At 63.2% G+C, this 20,434-nt stretch carries 12 protein-coding genes and 1 pseudogene; 8 read left to right on the forward strand and 5 right to left on the reverse strand.

All coding sequences use genetic code 11. The features are described 5' to 3' along the window. Positions 1 to 1,102 (reverse strand): TolC family protein (locus U0988_RS06585; protein WP_322291830.1); only part of this gene is annotated, 1,102 nt, incomplete at its 3' end. Positions 1,103 to 1,412: 310 nt separating this feature from the next. Here U0988_RS06585 and U0988_RS06590 point away from each other — a divergent pair. From U0988_RS06590 to U0988_RS06610, 5 genes are all read left to right on the forward strand, one after another. Continuing rightward, the gene (locus U0988_RS06590; RefSeq protein WP_322291831.1) at positions 1,413 to 2,582 is read left to right on the forward strand and encodes an MFS transporter; all 1,170 of its coding nucleotides are present in this window, start codon (positions 1,413 to 1,415) and stop codon (positions 2,580 to 2,582) included. A gap of 74 nt (positions 2,583 to 2,656) precedes the next feature. Beyond that, positions 2,657 to 3,661 carry a LacI family DNA-binding transcriptional regulator gene (locus tag U0988_RS06595; RefSeq protein WP_322291832.1) on the forward strand — a complete coding sequence of 335 codons (1,005 nt, stop codon included), beginning with the start codon at positions 2,657 to 2,659 and terminating at the stop codon, positions 3,659 to 3,661. Positions 3,662 to 3,761: 100 nt separating this feature from the next. Then, positions 3,762 to 4,526: a prolyl oligopeptidase family serine peptidase gene (locus tag U0988_RS06600; protein WP_322291833.1), complete on the forward strand. Its 765-nt coding sequence runs from the start codon at positions 3,762 to 3,764 to the stop codon at positions 4,524 to 4,526. Further along, positions 4,519 to 5,445 carry an endonuclease/exonuclease/phosphatase family protein gene (locus U0988_RS06605; protein WP_322291834.1) on the forward strand — a complete coding sequence of 309 codons (927 nt, stop codon included), beginning with the start codon at positions 4,519 to 4,521 and terminating at the stop codon, positions 5,443 to 5,445. Before U0988_RS06600 ends, U0988_RS06605 begins: the two co-directional genes overlap by 8 nt. Further along, positions 5,442 to 7,604, forward strand: coding sequence for a glycoside hydrolase family 2 protein (locus U0988_RS06610; protein ID WP_322291835.1), 2,163 nt, complete (start codon positions 5,442 to 5,444; stop codon positions 7,602 to 7,604). The genes U0988_RS06605 and U0988_RS06610 overlap by 4 nt, the downstream gene beginning before the upstream one ends. A gap of 3 nt (positions 7,605 to 7,607) precedes the next feature. Here U0988_RS06610 and U0988_RS06615 read toward each other — a convergent pair whose 3' ends face one another. Together U0988_RS06615 and U0988_RS06620 are read right to left on the reverse strand one after the other, a co-directional pair. Further along, a complete protein-coding gene (locus U0988_RS06615) occupies positions 7,608 to 9,092 on the reverse strand; it encodes a glucoamylase family protein (RefSeq protein WP_322291836.1) in 1,485 nt (494 codons plus the stop codon). A 70-nt stretch (positions 9,093 to 9,162) separates the two neighbouring features. Next, positions 9,163 to 12,210, reverse strand: a complete 3,048-nt coding sequence (locus U0988_RS06620) for a TonB-dependent receptor (RefSeq protein ID WP_322291837.1) — start codon at positions 12,208 to 12,210, stop codon at positions 9,163 to 9,165. A gap of 206 nt (positions 12,211 to 12,416) precedes the next feature. Between U0988_RS06620 and bglX the strand changes: the two genes are divergently transcribed. Together bglX and U0988_RS06630 are read left to right on the forward strand one after the other, a co-directional pair. After that, positions 12,417 to 14,762, forward strand: coding sequence for a beta-glucosidase BglX (gene bglX, locus U0988_RS06625; protein ID WP_322291838.1), 2,346 nt, complete (start codon positions 12,417 to 12,419; stop codon positions 14,760 to 14,762). A 5-nt stretch (positions 14,763 to 14,767) separates the two neighbouring features. Continuing rightward, positions 14,768 to 16,444, forward strand: a complete 1,677-nt coding sequence (locus tag U0988_RS06630; protein ID WP_322291839.1) for a sulfatase — start codon at positions 14,768 to 14,770, stop codon at positions 16,442 to 16,444. Positions 16,445 to 16,465: 21 nt separating this feature from the next. On the opposite strand, the gene U0988_RS06635 is transcribed toward U0988_RS06630, so the two are convergent. Further along, positions 16,466 to 18,541 (reverse strand): glycoside hydrolase family 97 protein, encoded by a 2,076-nt coding sequence (locus tag U0988_RS06635; RefSeq protein ID WP_322291840.1) that lies wholly within the window; start codon positions 18,539 to 18,541, stop codon positions 16,466 to 16,468. A gap of 142 nt (positions 18,542 to 18,683) precedes the next feature. Between U0988_RS06635 and U0988_RS06640 the strand changes: the two genes are divergently transcribed. Next, the gene (locus U0988_RS06640; protein WP_322291841.1) at positions 18,684 to 20,144 is read left to right on the forward strand and encodes a sugar MFS transporter; all 1,461 of its coding nucleotides are present in this window, start codon (positions 18,684 to 18,686) and stop codon (positions 20,142 to 20,144) included. 11 nt (positions 20,145 to 20,155) lie between these two features. Here the strand turns inward: U0988_RS06640 and U0988_RS06645 are convergent. Then, positions 20,156 to 20,434 (reverse strand): annotated as a pseudogene (locus U0988_RS06645) (coproporphyrinogen III oxidase); the annotation flags it as partial.

Genomic DNA, 20,434 nt, shown 5'->3' on the forward strand with positions numbered 1-20,434 from the left:
CCAGCGATCCTTCGGCCGCAGCCTCTGCGCTGCCGACCTGCGCCCGCGTCCGGCCGCCATCGAAAATGAGCTGGCTGACGCCGGCAAACAGATTACCGGTAATGATCTCGAACAGATTGCCGATCCCGACCGAGCCGCTTCCGACCGTTCCGGTGAGCCGCACCAGCGGCAGCAATTGTGCCCGTGCCACATTGATCCGCGCGGTGTCGGCCAGCAAATTTGCTTCGGCGGCGCGAACATCGGGGCGGCGGCGCAGGACTTCCGCCGGGGCAGCCAGCCCGACCGTCTTCGGCGGCTGCGGGATCGGAGCGGCGACGTCGAGTAGCGCCAGGACCCGGCCCGGCGGTTCGCCGATCAGGGTCGAAATCGAATTGGCAGTGGCGACCAGATCGCTTTCCAGGGCGGGAATACTAGCGGCGGTCTGCGCCCGCTGGACCCGCGCCTGTTCGACGTCGAGGCTGGACACCAGCCCCGCCTGGTTGCGCCACCGGGCAATCTGCAGATTGTCATCCTGGTTGACCAGCGTGTCGCGCGCAATCGCCAGCTGGGCGGCGGTCGAGCGGGCGGAAATCGTCGATCGGGCAACGGTGCCGATGATGACGCGCTGCAAATCCGCCAGCGAATATCCCGCGCTGGCGAGGTCCGCGCTGGCCGCGTTGACCGAACCGGTGATCTGCCCGAACAGATCGGCTTCCCAGCTTACATCCGCGCCGACCGAGAATTGCAGCGATTGTTCGGCAAAATCGCCGACTTCGCGGCTGACCCCGCCATTGGCGGTTGCCGCGGGCAGGCGGCCTGCGCGGGCAATGACCAAGGCTTCCCGCGCCTGCGACAACCGGGCGGCCGCCTGCGCGAGATCGAGATTGTTCTGCGCGGCCAGCGCAACGAATTGCTCGAGCACGGGATCGTCAAGCGCCAACCAGTAATCGGTCACGCTGGTTTCGAGCGGCGCGGCACCGGTGCTCCATTCCTCCGGAACAGGGATATCCGCCGCCGGAAGGTCGGAATTGGTGAGCGATAGCCCGCAACCGCCAAGCGCCAGCGCCGCCGCAAGCGGACCCGCCAGCCGCATCGATTTCCGCTGGATCAGACCCGCCGACAATCGGAAGCCCCGCAATTGTTGTTTGAATTCAATGATGGCAGCGCCCCTGTTGCCGATTTCCCCAGCATAGGCCCTGCAGTTATTTTCGCAATATTTGCAAGCGTTAATCGCTTCGACCTCTATTCCTTCGCTCGTGTACGGCGCACGCGACCAATCCGCCACACGACAATTCGCTAGCCCTTTGCGTTCATGAGACCTAGCAAGGAGCAATCCGGGGGAGACGCGCCGCGCATGCTGGCAGAACTTATCACGCAGGTCCGTGCCTTTGCCTGACAGCCACCGATCCGGATTACAATCGCGCCGTTTCCTGTTGCTCTACGCCTTGGCGGCGGCGGGAGGCTCGGCGTCCTACGCGCCGTTCCTGACCTTGCTGCTGCCGGTCCGGGCCGAGATGATCTGGCAGGACGATGCGCTGCAGGTGCTCGCCTATGCCGCCTTCGTCGGAGCGTGCGCCGCCAGCGCGGCCAATATCCTGTTCGGCTGGGTCAGCGACCGGTCCGGCCGGCGAAGGGAATGGATCATCGCGGGCGCGCTCCTGTCCAGCGTGCTGCTGGTCGGCATGCAGTACGTCGCCTCGATTGCGGGGCTGCTGGTCATGATCGTGCTGTGGCAGACCGCGGTCAACATGATGCTATCTCCGCTGGGCGCCTGGGCGGGGGACTGCGTACCCGACAGCCAGAAGGGGACGCTGGGCGGACTGCTGTCCGCAGCCCCCGCCATCGGTGCCATGGTCGGCGCAATCGTCACCATACCGGGACTGGCCGATGCCGATATGCGCCTGTTCCTGGTCGCGGCGCTTGTGCTGGGGCTGGTGCTTCCGGTGGTATTCTTCGGCCGGCCCCGGCCCATGCCGGAACTGATGACACCCAAGCGCGAATTGCGCATCGCAGTAGTAACCGGATCCGAAACCGGCGGCGGCAAGGCCCGCGGCAGTGCTGTCGGGCGCATGTGGTTCGCGCGGCTCCTGACCCAGATCGCGGAGGCCGCGCTGTTCGCGTTTCTGCTGCTGTGGCTGCGCAGCATCGACGACGGATTCACCGACAGCGATGCCGCGCGGCTGTTTACCACCGTCCTGATCGTTTCCGTTCCGATTGCAATCTACGTCGGCCGCTGGTCGGACCGCACGGGACGGCCGATCCTGCCGCTGACCATTCTGTCGGGCGGCGGTGCGGCGGGACTGGTGTGGATGGCCCTGGCCGAGGACGCGGCGATGGCGGTCAGCGGCTTCGCCATCTTCGGGGTGCTCACGGGGGTGTTCCTGTCTCTCCATTCCAGCCAGACTTTGAGGGTCCTGCCCCGCCCGCAAACAAGGGGGCGCGACCTTGGCCTGTTCAATCTCACCAACACCGTTCCTTCGCTGATCATGCCGTGGCTGGCGCTTGCGCTGGTGCCGGTATTCGGTTTCCAGGCGCTGTTCCTGCTGCTGGCAGGACTGGCCGCGATATCCAGCCTGTTGCTTGCCACGATGCGGGAAAACTAGGGAGATTTTGACCGCCAACTCTCAGCAGTTGGCGTCGCCTGCCGATTTGGCTAAAGCGGCCCCGTGGCACATATATGGTAACCATCAGGGAAGTAGCAAAAGCGGCCGGAGTTTCCGTAGCGACAGCCTCGCGCGCGCTTAACGGCCTGACCAGTGTCACACGGGAAACGCGCGAGAAAATCGAGGCTGCGGCAATCCGGCTCGACTATGTGCCCCACAGCGGCGCACGCAATCTGACTCGGCGGACGACCGATACCGTCGGCGTGATCCTGCCTGACCTGTTCGGCGAGTTCTTCTCGGAAATGATCCGCGGCATCGATGTGGTGGTGCACCGGGCGGGCAAGAATTTGCTGCTCGGAAACATGCATGGCAGTCCGGAAGAAACCGGCCAGGCGATCCGGGCGATGCGCGGGCGGGTGGACGGCCTGCTGGTGATGCCGCCGAATTCCAGCGCCGATACGATGGCGGGCGCTTTGTCCAAGCAATTGCCGACAGTTCTTCTGAATGCGCGCGCGGTGGACGGGCATACGCCGTTTGTCACGGTCGACAATTATGCCGGTGCGCGGCTGGTTACCGAGCATCTCATCGAGCGCGGTGCACGCCACATCGTCCACATCGCCGGTCCGGTCAGCAACCGCGACGCCAGCGACCGCCAGCGCGGCTACCGCGATGTGATGAAGGAACGGCTTGGGCTGAGCGATCCGACGATCCTGCCCGGAGATTTCCGCGAAAACGCCGGTCGCGGTGCAGCGCGGTTCCTGCTCGACGGCAACATCCGCTTCGACGCGGTCTTCGCCGGCAACGATCTGATGGCAGTCGACCTGATGGCGGAACTGCGCGAAAACGGCATGGAAATCGGCCGCGACGTGCTGGTTGCCGGGTTCGACGACATTCCGCTTACCCGCTATGTCACCCCGCAACTGACCACCGTGCATTCCGACATCACCCGGCTGGGCTCTGCCGCCGCCCTGATGCTTCTGCGCATGCTGCGGGGGGAGGCCCTGTCCTCTTCCGATGGCCTGGTCATCGCGCCGACGCTAGCAATCCGGGGCTCGACCATGGGCAGTCGCCAACCGTAACCCCGGCCGCAGCGAAAAGCGGGATTGCCTTCTCGCGCCGAACACACCAAGCTGCAAATGTAACCGCTTGCAAAATTTTTCGAGGGGAGTTTATCCGGCAATGCGAAACCCGGTTTTGCTTGGGGCCAGGGCGGCCGTCTGTGCTGCGCTGCTTGCGGCAGGATGGCAGCACGGTGCTGCATCTGCCGCTGCGAAGCCCGAACATGGACAGCATCCGCAGGAGCCACTCGAGGAGGCCGGCTATCCCTATCAGCTGTTCATCCCCAAGGCACTGGAAGCAGGCACGGACAGCCGCGAAGCCAAGTGGCCGCTGATGATCTTCCTCCACGGTTCGGGCGAGCGCGGCGACGATATCGCCCGGGTCAAGCTGCATGGCCCGCCCAAGCACGCCGACCGGAACCCGGACTTCCCCTTCATCCTGATCTCGCCGTTGCTGGGTGCGGAGCAGGACTGGGACATCGCCAAGCTGGACCGGATTCTCGATCACGTCGTTGCGACCCTTCCGGTCGATCCTTCGCGCATTTATCTGACCGGTCTCAGCCGGGGCGGCCACGCCACCTGGCGCTGGGGCGCAGCCGAGCCGCAGCGCTTTGCCGCGCTCGCCCCTGTTGCCGGACGCGGCGAAGCGGATACTGCCTGCGCCCTGAAGGACACGCCCTTGTGGGCGTTCCACGGCGACCGCGACGATGTGGTGCCGCCGGAAGGAAGCTTTGCCATGGCGCGGGCCATTCGCGCCTGCAATGGCCGCATCGCAAGGCTGACCATCTATCCCGATCTCGGCCACAATGCGTGGGATCCGGCCTATGAAGATCCGGAGCTGTATCTGTGGCTGCTGTCCCAGCGGCGGACGAACAGCGGTGAATAGTCGCGGCGAACAAGGCTTTGGCCGTGCCGTTCGCGCGTTGATCGCCCTGTCGTCCGCCCTGCTGCTGATGGCCTGCGCCCATGCGGGAACGCGCCCCGATGGTGCCGCCAGCGCAGCAGTTAGCGCACCGGTCAGCGCGATGACCTTCAACATCCGGCTCGACCTGCCTGCCGACGGTGCGAACGCCTGGCCGCAGCGCAAGGACCTGGTGTTCGCGCTGATCCGGCATGAAGCGCCCGACCTGCTCGGGATGCAGGAAGTGCTGCTGCACCAGAAGCGCGATCTGGAAGCAGCGCTACCCGAATATGCCATGATCGGCGCGGGCCGCGACGACGGGCGGGAGGCGGGTGAATTCTCCCCCCTCGCCTGGCGGCGGGACCGGTTCGATCTCGTCCGGTCGGGCACATTCTGGCTTTCGCCCACGCCCGAAACGCCGGGCAAGGCGTGGGACGCCGCCTTACCGCGGATTGCCAGCTGGGCGGTCCTGCGCGAGCGGCGGTCGGGAGAATTGTTGCGCGTCCTGAACACGCATTTCGATCACATGGGTACAGAGGCCAGGGCGAACAGCGCAAAGCTGATCGGACAATGGGTCACCAGCGGCCGCGATGCCGGTTTGCCCACGATCGTGATGGGCGATTTCAACGCACCCACCGGCAGCGAGCCTTACCGGTTGCTGGCGGACACGGCCGCCACTTCGCTTTCCGACACGCGGGGTCTGAGCACCGCTGCGCCCTATGGACCGCGCGGTACCTTCACCGGATTCCGGATCGACACCGATGCGCCCGATCCGATCGACCACATCTTCGTCAGCCGCCATTTCCAGGTGGACCGCCACGCTGTCATTACGCAGCATTGGGGCGGGCGGCTGCCGTCGGATCATTATCCGGTGCTGGCAGAATTGAGAGTATCGCGCCCATGAGCCGGGCCGCCGGCATGCTGCTCGCGCTGTTCTTCGCGCTAACCGCCGCCGGCTGCGCCACGACTTCCGCACCATCGCAAGACCAGCCCTCCATACGCATCGTTACCCAGCTGACGGATGGTTGGGAATTCGCCTATAATGACGAATGGTCCCCGTCCGACGCCATTGAAACGCCCGCTTCCTCGTGGCAGCCGGTGTCGCTGCCGCACAGCTGGAATCGGCTCGGCGAATATTGCATCGGCCGCACTCAGGCGACCGACAACCGGCAGGGCCGCGGCTGGTACCGGCGGGAGATCGCGGGCACGGACCTCGATCCGGCAAGGCGCCATTTCATCGAATTCGACGCGGTCGGCAATGTCGCCGATGCGTGGCTGAACGGGCAGCATCTGGGCAGCCATTCCGGCGCGTTCACCCGGTTCCGGTTCGAACTGACCGCCGGGCTCGATTTCACCGGCAGCAATATCCTGCTGGTGCGCGCTGACAACAGCGATCCGCAGCCCGGCAGCAGCACCGAGCACGTTATTCCGCTACTCGGCGATTTCTTCATCCACGGCGGCATCTACCGCCCTGCGCGGCTGATCTCGGTACCGCACAGCCACATCGACCTGACCGATGCTGGCGGCCCGGGTGTCTATGCGGTTCCCTCCCTCGCCGCCGACGGGTCTGCCACGATTGCGGCAACCGTTCGGCTGGACGGTGCGCTGGCAGGGCAGGAGGTCCGGCTTAAGGCGATCGATGCCGAGGGGAGGACTGCGGCGGAGACAAATATTGCCCTTACGGCCGGGCAGACGGAAGCGCGCGGCAGTCTGGACCTGGCCAGCCCGCGTCTATGGAACGGGCTCGAGGATCCGTATCTCTACCGCTTAGAGGCCACTTTGGTGGTCGGCGGACGCACGGTGGACCGGGTGGTCCAGCCGCTCGGCATCCGGTCGATCCGCTTTGATCCCGACAAGGGCTTTTTTCTGAACGGCGAGCCGCTGCGGCTGCGCGGCGTGTCGCGGCATCAGGATTATCTCGGCAAAGGCTGGGCCTTGTCGGAGGAGGATAACGCGCGCGACATGGCGATGATCGCCGAAATGGGCGCGAACAGCGTGCGGGTGGCGCATTACCCGCAGGCAGAGCAATGGTTCGACCTCGCCGATCGCTACGGAATGGTCGTCTGGGCAGAGGTGCCGTTCGTCAACAAGGCAGCTTTCACCGACGCCGCAGCTTCGCCCGAGCTGGTTGCCAACGCGCGTCAGCAGATGACCGAGATGATCCGCCAGAATTTCAACCATCCCTCGGTCGTGACCTGGGGGATCGGCAACGAGGTCGATATCGACCTGGCCTTCAAACGGCTCGGCCCGAAGGCGGATGCGCGCCCGCTGCTGCGCGAGCTGAACGCGCTGTCGAAGCGTGAGGATCCTTCGCGCCCCACGGTGCTGGCCGATTGCTGCGAGGCCACACCGGGCGAGAAGGCGGACTACCTGCCCATTCTGACCGGGCAGGCCGACCTGATGGGCTATAACCGCTATTTCGGCTGGTATTACGGCAAGGTGGAGGATCTCGGCCCGCATCTCGACATGCTCCACGCGCGCCATCCCGGTGTGCCGCTGTCGGTCAGCGAATACGGTGCGGGCGGCGCTTTGACGCAGCATAGCGACCATCCCGAGGGGCGTCCGACGAATGTCACCGGCCGTCCCCAGCCGGAGGAATTCCAGAGTTGGCTGCACGAACAAAGCTGGCCGCAGATCCGGGCGCGCGAATATCTGTGGGGCAGCTGGATCTGGAACATGTTCGATTTTTCCAGCCGCGTGCGGCAGGAAGGCGACGCCACCGACATCAACACCAAGGGGCTGGTCAGTTTCGACCGGACAATCCGGAAGGACGCTTTCTTCTATTACCGGGCGCAGTGGAGCAATGAACCGGTGGTGCACATCACCAGCCGGCGCTTCGTCCAGCGGACCGAGCCCGGGACGCGGATCAAAGTCTATTCCAATGCGCCGTCGGTCGATCTCTCACTGAACGGTGAGCAGATCGGCAGTGCGCCTTGCATCGACCGGATCTGCACCCGCGAAGGGGTGACTCTGGTGGCGGGCGAAAACCTGGTGACTGCGAAGGCGACATTTGGCGCGGAGGTGCTGGACGACAGCGTCAGCTGGACACTGCTGCCGCAGTAAAGGCTATTCCGCCGGCTGCTCCAGCCAGCCGCCTTCGAAGCCGAGCCGTTCCAGTCCGCGGCGGATATGCGGATTCTTGCGCATGGTGCGCCATATCAGCCCACTGCGGTGGTTTTCCATCATCGCCAGGATCGGGCCCTGGTCGATGCCGAGGTGATCGTTTGCCACCCAACCCTCAATGGGGTCGGTCTGGCCGGTGCGCGAGCCGGCTTCCACGAAGGTAAAGCTGGGATTGATCGCATCCTTGAAACCGTATTGCCCGTATAGCCGGTCACCGTATTTTTCCTTCATCGCCATCAGCGCGGGAATGGTGACTTCGGGCGCGAAGGGGATCGAACCTCCCGCTGCGGTGGGGACAATGGTCCCATCGTCGCGCACCCGGATCGAACTGACTCCGCGAGCCATATAGGTATAGAACGTGCGCGGCTGGCCGTTGACGGTATATTCGTCCTTGGAATATTTCGGCCCGTCCGACGCGGTCCAGCCCCAGATTTCGCCGCTGTAATCGCGCCACTTGTTGGGGTTGTCCGCGCCATAAGCCCGCTGGCTCAGCGTGGCGCGGCGACTGTTCTCGAAATAGTCGATTCCCTTCGCGTCCATGAATTCGTCCCGAATGCCGCGGAAATCGATCCAGACGTGGCTGTACTGATGGCCGAACAGAGGCTCGAATTGCAGATGTTCATAGCCGTAAAACGTCCCCCAATCCTCCTCGAGTTTCGCCGCCCAGCCCTTGTCCCAGGCATCCTTGCCCACCGGATGCGTGGGGGAAGCGAGCGCCAGCACATAGACCAGCATACCTTCATTATAGCCGATCCAGTCCGACCGGCCCCAGCCGTCCTCCGGTTTCCAGCCCATTGCTATGCCGTGCGAATCGGCGAGGTTGATCGCCTGCGTGCCGGTGGTGTTGCGCTGCGCCCAGTCCCATTCGACGCGGGTGTAGATTTTCTCAGCCAGGTCGCGGATTTCCGCCTCGACCGGGTCGCTGCGGTCGAAATAGCTTTGCGCGAACAGCGCGCCGCCGAGGAACAGCGTAGTGTCGACGGTCGAGAGTTCGGTCGTCCCATGGCGGGTGCCGTCCTCATATTTAAGGAAGTGGTAGAAAAAGCCCTTGTGGCCCGTCACTCCGCTGGAGGCGGGACCCTGGGGGGCGTTCCAGTAGAAGGCGAGGCAATCGCGGGTCCGCCGCGCAGCGTCCTCGCGCGCAACGTAGCCGCGCTCGGCGCCTATCCCGTAAGCTGTCAGCGCAAAGCCGGTCGAGGCAATCGACGAGAAAGCGCGGGTCGGCCAGCGATCGGGCGCAAGGCAGCGCTGGGTATCGGTCGTGTCCCAGAAATACTGAAACGTTCGCCGGGTCAGATCCTCGGAGAAGGCTTCCTGCGCCGCGGGGCTGGCAATTGGGGTGACGCCGGACGCTGTGCCGGTTTGCGGCATATGCACGCAGGCAGCAAGCGCGAGTGCCGATAGCGATACGAACAGACTGCGAACCATCAAGTGTCCTCAAATTAGGAAAGCTACCGCGGCCCTGGGAGGGGCGGACCGCGGTAGCAGCATCGAAAGGCTAGAAAGAAAAGCCTGCCGAAAATTTGAACGTCCGTGGCGGATTGCCGCCGGTTCCCAGACCGTTGAGACTGCCGAACACGCCGTTGGCATCGTCCACCACGTCACGCGCGTTGGTGTTGTAGTTCGTAAAGTTCTTGTAATCGAACACGTTGATCGCATCGACGCGCAGCCTGATCCGGGCATCCTCGTTCAGGAAGCCGAGCGTGATGTATTTGGTCAACGCCAGGTCAACTTGCCGCAGAGCCCACGTGTCGGTCACGAAGAAGGGGAACCGCTCGGTATTGTCCCCCACGGTGCCGAGAATGATCCGCTCGCCGTTGGGGCCATTGCTGAAGCCCTTCAGGAACGGCGGCGATGCGAGGGTGACCTTGGCCGACAGCGTGAAGTCCCACGGCAGATCGGCAGCGCCGGCAGCCACGAACCGGTGCCGCGAAACGCCCGATGATCGCAGAGTGGGGTAATCGTCGATCGACGGGAAATCGAGCGAGAAGGTCTCGCCAAACGCCCGGTTCTCCTCCGCTTCGGTATAGGTGTAGGTCGCGGTGACGTTCCACGGCGAGCTGGCCGAATAGCGCTTGGTCAGCTTGAGATAGGCCGAGTCTGCCGACGTGGACAGGCCGTTGTCCCCAAGAATGATCGACCCGCGGCCTGGAGGTGCGAAACCGAAGGGCGAATCCTGGTTGGCCGGAGCCGGCGCGAAGAACGATCCGTCCGGACGGCGGTTGCCCAGCAGCCAGGCGAAGCCGTCGCGGCTTTCGATATGCTGATAGCCGACCTCGCCGTCGATCAGACCGAAGCGGCGACGCAGACCGAGACTGAACTGATCGGAATAGGGCACTTTCAAATCGTTGTTGATGAAGCGCAGTTCCGCGCCGCCCTGCGCGCCGACCGACGCGACCAGTTGGGCGCGGCCTTCAGGCGTCAGGTAAATCGGATCCCACACGACGCAGGTCGGGCTGGGGGTGCAATTGTTGCGGGTGTCGCCGGGAACCTGGAACCGGAAGGTGCGGGTGGAAAACGCCCCGACGCTGGTTTCCTGCTGGATGAAGTCGAACTGGTTGCGATCGTACGAACGGCCAAAACCCCCGAACAGGACGAAGCTGGATTCCTCATCGAGAATGTAGCTGAACCCGATCCGCGGCTGGAACGCGCCGGTGAAGGTTTTCCGCTGCGTTCCGTCGCTGATGTAATCGTTGATGTCGTAATCGGCGTTGACCAGGTTGGGATAGTTTGCCGGCGAAACCGCCTGCAGTGCGCTCGGCGTGGTTACGAAATTGACGTATTGCGGGGTCCGGTCGTAATCCCACCGGATACCGAGATTGAGCGTCAGCCGGTCGGTCACTTCCCAATCGTCCTGAATATACAGCCCGAGCTGGAAATTGTCGGAAGTCACGACAGGGTCGCCGCCGAGCCCGGAATCGAACCCGAACTGAACCTGATAGGGAACGGAGGTGTTGAACGTGCCGGTGTTGTTCATCGCCGCAGGATTGTACTGCGTGTTATAAAAGAACACCGGATTGGTGTTGATCAGCGAGAGGGAGTTGAGCTCCACCCACTTGGCTTTGACGCCGATCTTGATCGAGTGACCTTGCAGTCCGAAATAGGTGAGGTCGTTCTGGATGCCGTAGCCGGTCTGGCCCTTGTCCTGGAAATTGGCTCCCCCGCCCGTGCGGATGATCTGCCCGCCGAATGCGTCCTGAAACACATTGGCATTTTCGAACAGCCGCGGATTGGGCGACCAGCTGACATCTTCGTAGGTCAGCTTCAAATCGTTCACGAAGCTGTCGGTACGGTGCTCCCACCGCAGCAGTCCGCGATATTCATCGACACTCTGGTTGATTGCCGTTTCGCGCAGGTTCGAACCATTGTTGAGGCCGATTCCGGTTTCGATCCTGACCTTCAGCGATGCTTCGAACAGATCCTTGTCGGTCGGAAGAATGTCGATCTTACCGAAATAAAGATCTTCGTTGAAGGTACGGTTGAAATTCCCGAATTCTCCGTCGAAGGACGCCGGCAGGTTCTGGGTATTCTGGGTGGTGCCCGGGAAAATTTCCAACGGAACCTGCTGCCGCTTACCTTCATAGGTGACGAAGAAATGCGCGAGGTCCTTGATGATCGGCCCGCCCAACGCGCCGCCGAACTGGAAATCGCGGGTCTTGGCTTTCTCGCGTGTCTGGCTGGCATCTTCGACCGGCGTCCGCGAGCGCAGCGACTGATTGGTGAAATCGACAAACGCTTCGCCGTGGAATTCGTTGGTGCCGGATTTGGTCGAGGCAGTGATCGCGACGGAGCTTACCTGATCGAACTCAGCCTTGTAGTTGGAACCGATAACCCGGTATTCGCCCACCGCCAATTGTGGAAACGGATTGCCCTGGGTCGAATCCTGTCCAGTGATCCCGTTCTTGAGAACGAAATCCTTCTGGCCGACACCATCGATGAAGATGTTCACCGTCCGGCTGTCCTGTGCACCGCCTTGCAGGCGGGATTGACCGTTGCCGCCGGTCACGAACTGGACGCCCGGCGCGAGGTCCGCGAAGGCCAGGAAGTTGCGGTTGTTCTGGGGCAGCTGCTCTATCTCGCGGCTGGTGATGTTGACCCCGACTTCACCCCCCTCGAACGAACGCAGCCGGGCCCCGGTGACAATAATCTCGCCCGTATCGTAGGCGGCCTGTTCCTCAGGTGTGAAATCGAAGTTGAGCACGGCGTTTTGCCCTGCGATCAGGGTGAACTCGTCGGTCCGCTTGACGCCTTCGGCCGTCTGGAGCTCAATGCGGTAGGTGCTTGGCCGAAGGGAGGGAACGTCGAAGCTGCCGTCGGGCCGTACGATCGCCGTCCTGCGGAAGCCGGAGTTCACATCGATCACGACAACTTCCGTCGCCGCAGGTGCGCCGTTGATGGTCACCGAGCCGCGCAAATTGGCGTTGGCGGATTGCGCATGGGCAGGCGCCGCCATGCCGACGGCAAGTGCGCCCGTGGCAGTGCCGAGAATCAGCGCGGCAGCGAGCCGGCCCGTGATCGATGTACGATTACCAAGCGAAATGAACATGTTGCTCTCCTCCCAACATCGCCCCTGTTTCGGAGCTTACGCCGAACTTTCCCCCGTATCCCGGGAGTCCGTTCAATTTGTATTAAGACTTGTAACCGGTTTCATATCGGCTGTATAGCCTTGTCGTGCAAGCTTGATTCACGCCGTCCCCTCGCGCAATGGCGCAGGCCCGCCGCGTGCAGAACAAAAGACCTGGGGAGGATTGAATGCGAAAAGCCCACACATTCGGACCAGCAATGGCGTCGTTGCTGCTGATCGCTTGCGCCAGCACGCCGATGACAGGCGCTGCCACCACCCGCACCGCTATTGCCGCCCCGATCAGCGATCGCACCGAAGTTCCCGTCTCCCCGGCGGAACCCGAATGGGCCCGCGCCAACCCTGAAATGGACGCATTCGTCAGCGACCTGATGGCAAAGATGACGCTGCAGGAAAAAATCGGCCAGCTGACCCTGCTGACGAGCAATTGGGAATCGACCGGCCCGACCATGCGCGACAGCTACAAGGAAGATATTCGCTCCGGCCGCGTCGGCGGAATCTTCAACGCCTATACCGCGGCCTACACTGCGGAACTCCAGCGCCTGGCGGTCGATGAAACCCGCCTGAAAATCCCGCTGCTGTTCGGTTACGACGTGATTCACGGCCACCGCACGATTTTCCCCATCTCGCTCGGCGAAGCCGCATCCTGGGACCTGGCGGCGATCGAGCGCGCGGCCCGGCTGTCCGCGGTCGAGGCGAGCGCCGAGGGCATTCACTGGACGTTTTCCCCCATGGTCGACATCGCGCGAGACCCGCGCTGGGGCCGAATTTCGGAAGGCGCCGGCGAAGATGTCCACCTGGGCAGCAAGATCGCCGCTGCCCGCGTCCGCGGCTATCAGGGCGATGATCTGGCCGCCACTGACACGGTAGTTGCCACCGCCAAACATTTCGCCGCCTACGGCGCGGCGCAGGCCGGGCGCGACTATCACACGGTCGACATCAGCGAGCGCACTCTGCGGGACGTGTATCTCCCGCCGTTCAAGGCCGCAGTGGACGCCGGTGTGGGCAGTTTCATGACATCCTTCAACGAAGTCGACGGCATTCCGGCGAGCGGCAACCGGTACCTGCTCACCGATGTGCTGCGCGACAAATGGGGCTTCGACGGCTTCGTGGTAACCGATTACACCTCGATCAACGAAATGGTTCCGCACGGTTATGCGAAGGACCTCAAGCAGGCGGGCGAACAGGCGCTCAATGCCGGGGTCGACATGGATATGCAAGGCGCGGTCTATATGGACCACCTCGCCGCTTCGTTGGATGAGGGCAAGGTAGAACCCGCCGCCGTGGACCGCGCGGTGCGCCGCATCCTGGAAATGAAGTACCGGCTCGGCCTGTTCGAAGATCCCTACCGCTATTCCGATGTCGAGCGTCAGGAAGCGGCCGTCTACCGCCCGGACATCCTGGAGGCCGCGCGCGACGTGGCGCGCCGGTCGATGGTGCTGCTGAAGAACGAGGGCGGCACTCTGCCGCTTGCCTCCTCAGCGCAGTCCATCGCCGTGATCGGACCGCTCGCCGACAGCAAGGAAGACATGATCGGTAGCTGGGCCGCCGCCGGTGACCGCCGCACCCGCCCGGTGTCCATCCTGCAAGGCATTCGCGAGCGCGCCGGAGACGGTGTGAACGTCGGTTATGCCAAGGGCGCCAGCTATGCTTACGGTGATGCGGGCAAGGATAGCGGGTTCGCCGAGGCGCTGGCGCTCGCCCGGAAATCCGACGTGATCATCGCCGCGATGGGTGAAAGATGGGACATGACCGGGGAAGCGGCCAGCCGCACCTCGCTCGACCTGCCGGGCAACCAGCAGGCGCTGCTGGAACAGCTGGTGGCAACGGGCAAGCCGGTGGTGCTGGTTGTCCTGAGCGGACGCCCCAATTCCATCGGCTGGGCGGATGAAAACGTGCCCGCCATCCTCCACGCCTGGTACCCCGGCACGATGGGCGGCCATGCGGTCGCCGATGTGCTGTTCGGGGATTACAATCCCTCGGGCAAGCTGCCGGTCACCTTTCCGCGCAACGTCGGCCAGGTGCCGATCCATTACGACATGAAGAACACCGGTCGGCCGATCGAGCTCGGCGAGGCGAATGCGAAATATGTTTCGCGCTATCTCAACACGCCCAACACCCCGCTCTACCGCTTCGGCCACGGCCTCAGCTACACCAGCTTCCGCTATTCGCCTGTGACATTGAGCGCCGCCAGTATGGCCGCCAGGGGTTCGCTGACGGCCAGCGCGACCATCACCAACACCGGCAAGGTTGCGGGCGAGGAAGTGGTCCAGCTCTATGTCCGCGATCTGGTCGGATCGGTCACGCGCCCGGTGCAGGAACTGAAGGGGTTCGAAAAAATCTCCCTCGCCCCGGGGGAAAGCCGCACGGTCAGCTTCACCCTGCGGCCCGCAGACCTGGCCTTCACCCGCGCGGACATGAGCTTCGGATGGGAACCGGGCGAGTTCCAGCTGTGGATCGCGCCCGTTTCCGGTGCCTCCGCGAGCGTCCCGGCCGGGTTCGCCATCGCGGAGTAAAGCCGATGTCCCGAATGCTTGTCTTCGCCGCCGCTGCAATCAGCCTGACGGTATCGGGCTGCGCCAAACTGGAGCAGCCCGGCAATGTCGCTCCGCTTTCGCCAGCCGCGCAAAAGGCCCGGCCCAACATCGTGTTCATCATGTCGGACGATCACGCCTATCAGGCGGTCTCCGCCTACGGCTCCGAAATCTCGCGGCTGGCGCCAACCCCGAACATCGACCGCATCGCGCAGCGCGGCGCGTTGTTCGAAAACAGCTATGTCACCAATTCGCTGTGCGGGCCGAGCCGGGCGACCATGCTGACCGGCCAGTTCAGCCACATGCACGGCTTCACGAAGAACGGTCAGAAGTACGACAATGAGCGGTGGAACTGGCCGCGCGCGCTGGGCCAGTCGGGATACCAGACCGCGCTGTTCGGCAAATGGCACCTCAACTATTCGCCCGAAGGTGCCGGGTTCGACACCTGGAAGGTGCTCGACGATCAGGGCAAATACTACAATCCCGACGTGATCACCCCCTCCGGACGCAGCGTGGTGGAAGGTTACGCCACCGACATCGTGACCGAACAGAGCCTGCAATGGCTGGAACAGGAGCGCGACCCCGACCGGCCCTTCGCTCTGCTCATCCACCACAAGGCGCCGCACCGCAATTTCATGCCTGCGATCCGCCATCTGCAGAAATATCTCGGGACGGAGTTTCCGATCCCGACCAATTATTTCGACCATTACGATGGCCGGCCAGCCGCCGAAGCGCAGGAAATGAACATCTACCGCGATATGTTCGAAGGCCACGACTTGAAGATGACCACCGGGGTCGGCTCGAAGGAATTGCGCGAGAACCCGTGGAAGGATGATTTCGACCGCATGACGCCTAAGCAACGCGCGGAATATTTCAGCGCGCTGCAGCCGAGCAACGACGCGATGAACGCCGCCGACATGAGCGAGCGCGACATGGCGCTGTGGAAATACCAGCGGTACATGAGCGAATATCTCGGCACCGTCGCGGCGGTGGATGACAGTGTCGGCCGCGTACTCGACTGGCTGGAGGCCAATGGTCTCGATGAAAACACCATCGTGGTCTATACGTCAGACCAGGGTTTCTACCTTGGCGAGCACGGCTGGTTCGACAAGCGCTTCATGTATGAGGAATCGCTGCGGACCCCGCTGCTGATCCAGTATCCCGGCCATATCGCGCCGGGCACAAGGGTGACCGCTCCGGTGCAGAACGTCGATTATGCCCCGACGTTCCTTGAACTGGCCGGACTGGCCGCGCAGCCGAGCATTCAGGGCCGCAGCCTGATTGAAATGTTCGACGGTTCCCCGCCTGCAGACTGGCGGGAGGATATCTATTACCACTATTACGAATATCCCGGCTTCCATGCGGTGCGCGCGCATTACGGCGTGCGGACGGACCGTTACAAGCTGATCCGGTTCTACGGCGATATCAACACTTGGGAATTCTACGATCTGGAAACCGATCCGGCCGAAATGCACAACCGGATCGGCGACCCGAAGGTGCAGCCGCTGATCGCCGACCTCAAGGCGCGGCTGAAGAAACTCCGCGCACGATACCGCGACGACAGCGGCCCTTCGGTCGATTCTCCGCTGGCGCTCGCATCGGCCATGGCCAAGGGACGCCGCGATGCGGAGGCAGCTGCCGGCGTGAGCCATCACGCGCATTGAGCGCGGCGAAATACGGAAAAATCAGGGCTTCGGAACGAGCGACATTCCAAAGCCGCCGCCGGCGAGCATCGTCAGTGTCAGGGTGTCCCCAGTGGTGACAGTACGGCGTTCGCGCACCATGGCGAAGCGGTCCCCATCAATCCCGCCGCCGGGACCATCGCGCCAGATCTCGGCGGTGTAGCGTTTGCCGGGTTCGAGGAAGCCGAGATCGATCACCGCCTCGCGCTGCTCGCTGTCGGTGACCCCGCCAACCCACCAGTCCGGGCCGCCCCGCCGCTGCCGCGCAACAATTGCGAATTCGCCGATCCGCCCGTCCAGCACCCGCGTGCGTTCCCAATCGACCGGCACCTGCTTGATGAACGCCAGCGCATCGGGATGCTTTCGGTAATTATCCGGCAGATCCGCCGCCATCTGGATCGGCGAATAGATCACCACATAATCGGCCAATTGGCGGGCCAGCGTATTGGGGATCGGCCGGCCGCCGCGCCCTTCCAGGCTGACAATGCCGGGGGTCAGGTCGAACGGGCCGGACAGCATCCGGGTGAACAGCAAGGTCGGTTCGTGCGAGGGCGGATTGGCCGGTTCGCCCCAGGCGTTGTATTCGGTGCCGCGCGCGCCCTCCCGCGTCAGTAGGTTGGGATAGGTGCGGCGCAGACCGGTATCCTTGATCGGCTCATGCGCATTGATCGCGATCCGATGCGCCGCAGCCCGTTCCGCCACCAGCGTGTGGTGACGGGCCATGAACTGGCCGTCGTGCCACTCCCATTGCTCGGTACCGTCGGGGTCCTCGCGCAGCACCCCGCCCGCATCGGCGACATAGCCGGTCTTGACCGAATGCACCCCGTGCCGCTGGTAATAGTCGAAAGCTTCCTCGAGTCCGCGTTCGTAAAGCCCTGCATTACCGGCGGTTTCGTGGTGGCCCATGATCCCGACCCCCTTGGCTTTGGCGTAGGCGGCGATGCGCTCCATGTCGAAATCGGGATAGGCTTCGGCAAATTTGAAATTGCGGCCGCTCTCGCTCCACCAACCCTGGTTCCAGCCTTCAATCAGGACCGAGCCGAAGCCGTGTTCGGCAGCGAAATCGATATAGCGCAGCGCGTTTTCGGTGGTCGCGCCGTGCTTAGGACCGTCGTTCCAGCTCCATTGGTCGAGATGCATTCCCCACCAGATGCCGATGTATTTGTGCGGCTTGACCCAGCCGACATCGCCCAGCCGGTTGGGTTCATTGAGGTTCAGGATGATATCGGCCGCGGAATATAGTGCCGGTGCATCCTCTGCGATCAGGATCGTCCGCCACGGAGTGGTAAACGGAGCCGCGCGGCGCACTTTCCAGGGCTGCGACGACGGGGCGAGCCGGGTGCGGAACCTCTGACCGTCCAGCCGCTGCAGCCAGAAGGCCGAATAATCGGTCAGCGCCGCCTCGTGAATGGCGATATGCAAGCCGTCGGTTCGGCGAAAGGTGATCGGCGAATGCGCGGTGGTCACTTCGCTCGCCGGAGACCGGTTGTAGAGATATTCGTAGCGGTTCCATTCGCCTCCGGGAATCCACCACGCCTCCGCCTCTCCGGCGATGACGAATTCGGTCAGCTCCTCGTCGATCATCACATCGGCGAGTTGTTGCTGGTCGGGAAAGGCGAAGCGGAAGCCGACTCCGCCCTCGAACACCCGGGCAGTCAGATTGATGGTGCGCTTCGTTTTGCCGCGTTCAGTAATCGGGATGGTAATCTCGTTATAATGGTCTGTGACCAGGCGGTTTTCGCCCCAAGGCTGTTCCCAGACTTCACGGTGGCTTCGGCGGACGCTCTCGCCCAGCATCATGCCGTGTTCCCATTTGCCCGCGCCGCGCAGCATGAAGCCAAGGCGTGACGGCGCGATCACGTCCTTGCCGCCGCGTTCGATCCGGTAGGTGGCGACCTGCTTTTCGGTCGTCAGAATAAAGCACACGGTCCCTTCCGGCGAACACTCGCGGTAAGTGACGTCGTCCGCCGCCATCGCCGGTGCGGCGCCGGTCAGACAACCTGCCGCCGCCAGCGCAAGCAGCGCCGTGTGCGCTTTGCCGCGAAAGCTCGAACCTGCCGCTTTTTCCCGCATCTTCATGCCTCTTGCCGTTGTCCGTCATCAGGGATAATGCCCCGTTTCGAATTGAAGGCATGGCGCAAGTATATTAGGCGCGCAACCGGTTACATGGCCGTCGAAGCCGTGGTCCGGGATTATGAACACTAAGGGAGGATAGGACGTAATGGCACTGGCACCGGAACTCGCGACGAGCAGCGATCCACTCCCGGCTGACGACGGAGGCCAGCACATCAACGCGCCCGGTCTGCAGTACTTCGTGATGGGGCTGTTCTTCATCTTTGGCGGTATCACCTCGCTCAACGACGTGCTTATCCCTAAACTGAAGGAGCTGTTCACGCTTTCCTACACCGAGGCGATGCTGGTGCAGTTCTGCTTCTTCGGCGCCTATCTGCTGATCGGCATTCCCGGCGCGCGGCTGGTCAAGCGCATCGGCTATATGCGCGGTGCGGTGGCCGGTCTCGTCACCATGATGGCGGGCTGCCTGCTGTTCATCCCTGCCAGCCAGACCGCGACCTACGCCCTGTTCCTGTTCGCGCTGTTCATTCTCGCCAGCGGCGTGGTGATCGTGCAGGTCGTGGCCAACCCGCTGATCAGCCTGCTCGGCCCGGCCAAGACCACCCACAGCCGCTTGACTTTTGCGCAGGCGTTTAATTCATTCGGCACCACCATTTTTCCGATTGTCGGTGCGGCGCTGATCCTCGGCAGCCTCGCCGCGATTTCCGCGGACCAATTGTCCGGCGCGGAATTGCAGGCGTACCGCCAGGCGGAAAGCGAAGCCATCTGGCAGGGCTATCTCGGCCTCGCCGTGATGATCGGCATCGTGGCGCTGGCAGTCTGGATATTCCGCAACCGCTTGCCGCACGATGATAGGACGATGGGCGACGGCGAGCTGGTTTCCAACAATCGCTACCTCATCGGCCTTGCGCTCGCAGCGCTGGGCGTATTCCTCGCCATTCAAGTCAACGGCTGGCTGGGTGTGCTGGTTATCCTGCTCGCACCTGCTCTCTGGTTGTATGACAATGCCCTGCTGAAGCGTACCCGCTTCAGCTATGGGGCCTTGTGCATCTTCCTCTATGTGGGGGCGGAAGTCTCGATCGGCTCGATAGTCATTAATTACCTGCTGCAAGAGCATGTGATGGCGAATGGTGGGCCAATAACCGCTTTCCTCAACGGCATCGTCGGTGCCGAACCCAATGCTGTGGAATGGCTAATCGGCCTCTACTGGGGCGGCGCGATGCTTGGTCGGTTCATCGGCTCTGCGGCGCTACGGAAGTTTAGCCCGGGAAAAATCCTTGTCTTCAACGCAACCGGTGCAATCCTCTTGGTGTTGATTTCAACGAACACGACCGGCGAACTTGCCGGCTACACCCTGCTGGCGGTGGGCCTGATGAATTCGATCATGTTCCCGACCATCTTCTCGCTCGCCTGCGAGAAGCTGGGCAGCAAAGCGGCGGACGGTTCGGGCATCATCAATGTCGCCATCTTCGGCGGGGCGGTCGTGCCGCTGCTCTATGGTGTGATGGCCGATGCCACCGGCGGCAACCTGGCGCTGGCCATGGTGATCCCGATCGTCTGCTACGCGATCATCGCCGGGTTCGGGATATTCGCCCGCCGCCCGGCCTGATCGTCTGACGCTCAGACTGCGGAGCTGAACCGCCGCGGCGTGTGTTGGCGGTATGGGTCGAACAGCGCCGCGATCGACCGCGCGTAGGGCAGGCCGTCGGCGGTGATAGTCAGGTGACCATCATGCACATCCGCCAGCCCGCGAGCGGCAAAGGCGCGGAGAGCTTCGCGCGTTTCCTGCTCGAGAGCCGGCGGCAGCAGCGCGCTGCCGGCACACAGCAGCGCCTCGATGATGTTTCCACGGACCTGATCATCCGGAGACCGGCGAATTCCGCGGCCCGCCGCCAGCTT

The sequence above is a fragment of the Allopontixanthobacter sp. genome (assembly GCF_034376665.1).
GTDB lineage: Bacteria > Pseudomonadota > Alphaproteobacteria > Sphingomonadales > Sphingomonadaceae > Allopontixanthobacter.

Bases quoted from the DNA above. Each gene is read 5' to 3' on its own strand.
- U0988_RS06595 (WP_322291832.1), top strand. From the start codon at position 2,657: ATGGTAACCATCAGGGAAGTAGCAAAAGCGGCCGGAGTTTCCGTAGCG.
- U0988_RS06600 (WP_322291833.1), top strand. From the start codon at position 3,762: ATGCGAAACCCGGTTTTGCTTGGGGCCAGGGCGGCCGTCTGTGCTGCG.
- U0988_RS06610 (WP_322291835.1), top strand. From the start codon at position 5,442: ATGAGCCGGGCCGCCGGCATGCTGCTCGCGCTGTTCTTCGCGCTAACC.
- U0988_RS06615 (WP_322291836.1), bottom strand. From the start codon at position 9,092: ATGGTTCGCAGTCTGTTCGTATCGCTATCGGCACTCGCGCTTGCTGCC.
- U0988_RS06620 (WP_322291837.1), bottom strand. From the start codon at position 12,210: ATGTTCATTTCGCTTGGTAATCGTACATCGATCACGGGCCGGCTCGCT.
- bglX (WP_322291838.1), top strand. From the start codon at position 12,417: ATGCGAAAAGCCCACACATTCGGACCAGCAATGGCGTCGTTGCTGCTG.
- U0988_RS06630 (WP_322291839.1), top strand. From the start codon at position 14,768: ATGTCCCGAATGCTTGTCTTCGCCGCCGCTGCAATCAGCCTGACGGTA.
- U0988_RS06635 (WP_322291840.1), bottom strand. From the start codon at position 18,541: ATGAAGATGCGGGAAAAAGCGGCAGGTTCGAGCTTTCGCGGCAAAGCG.
- U0988_RS06640 (WP_322291841.1), top strand. From the start codon at position 18,684: ATGGCACTGGCACCGGAACTCGCGACGAGCAGCGATCCACTCCCGGCT.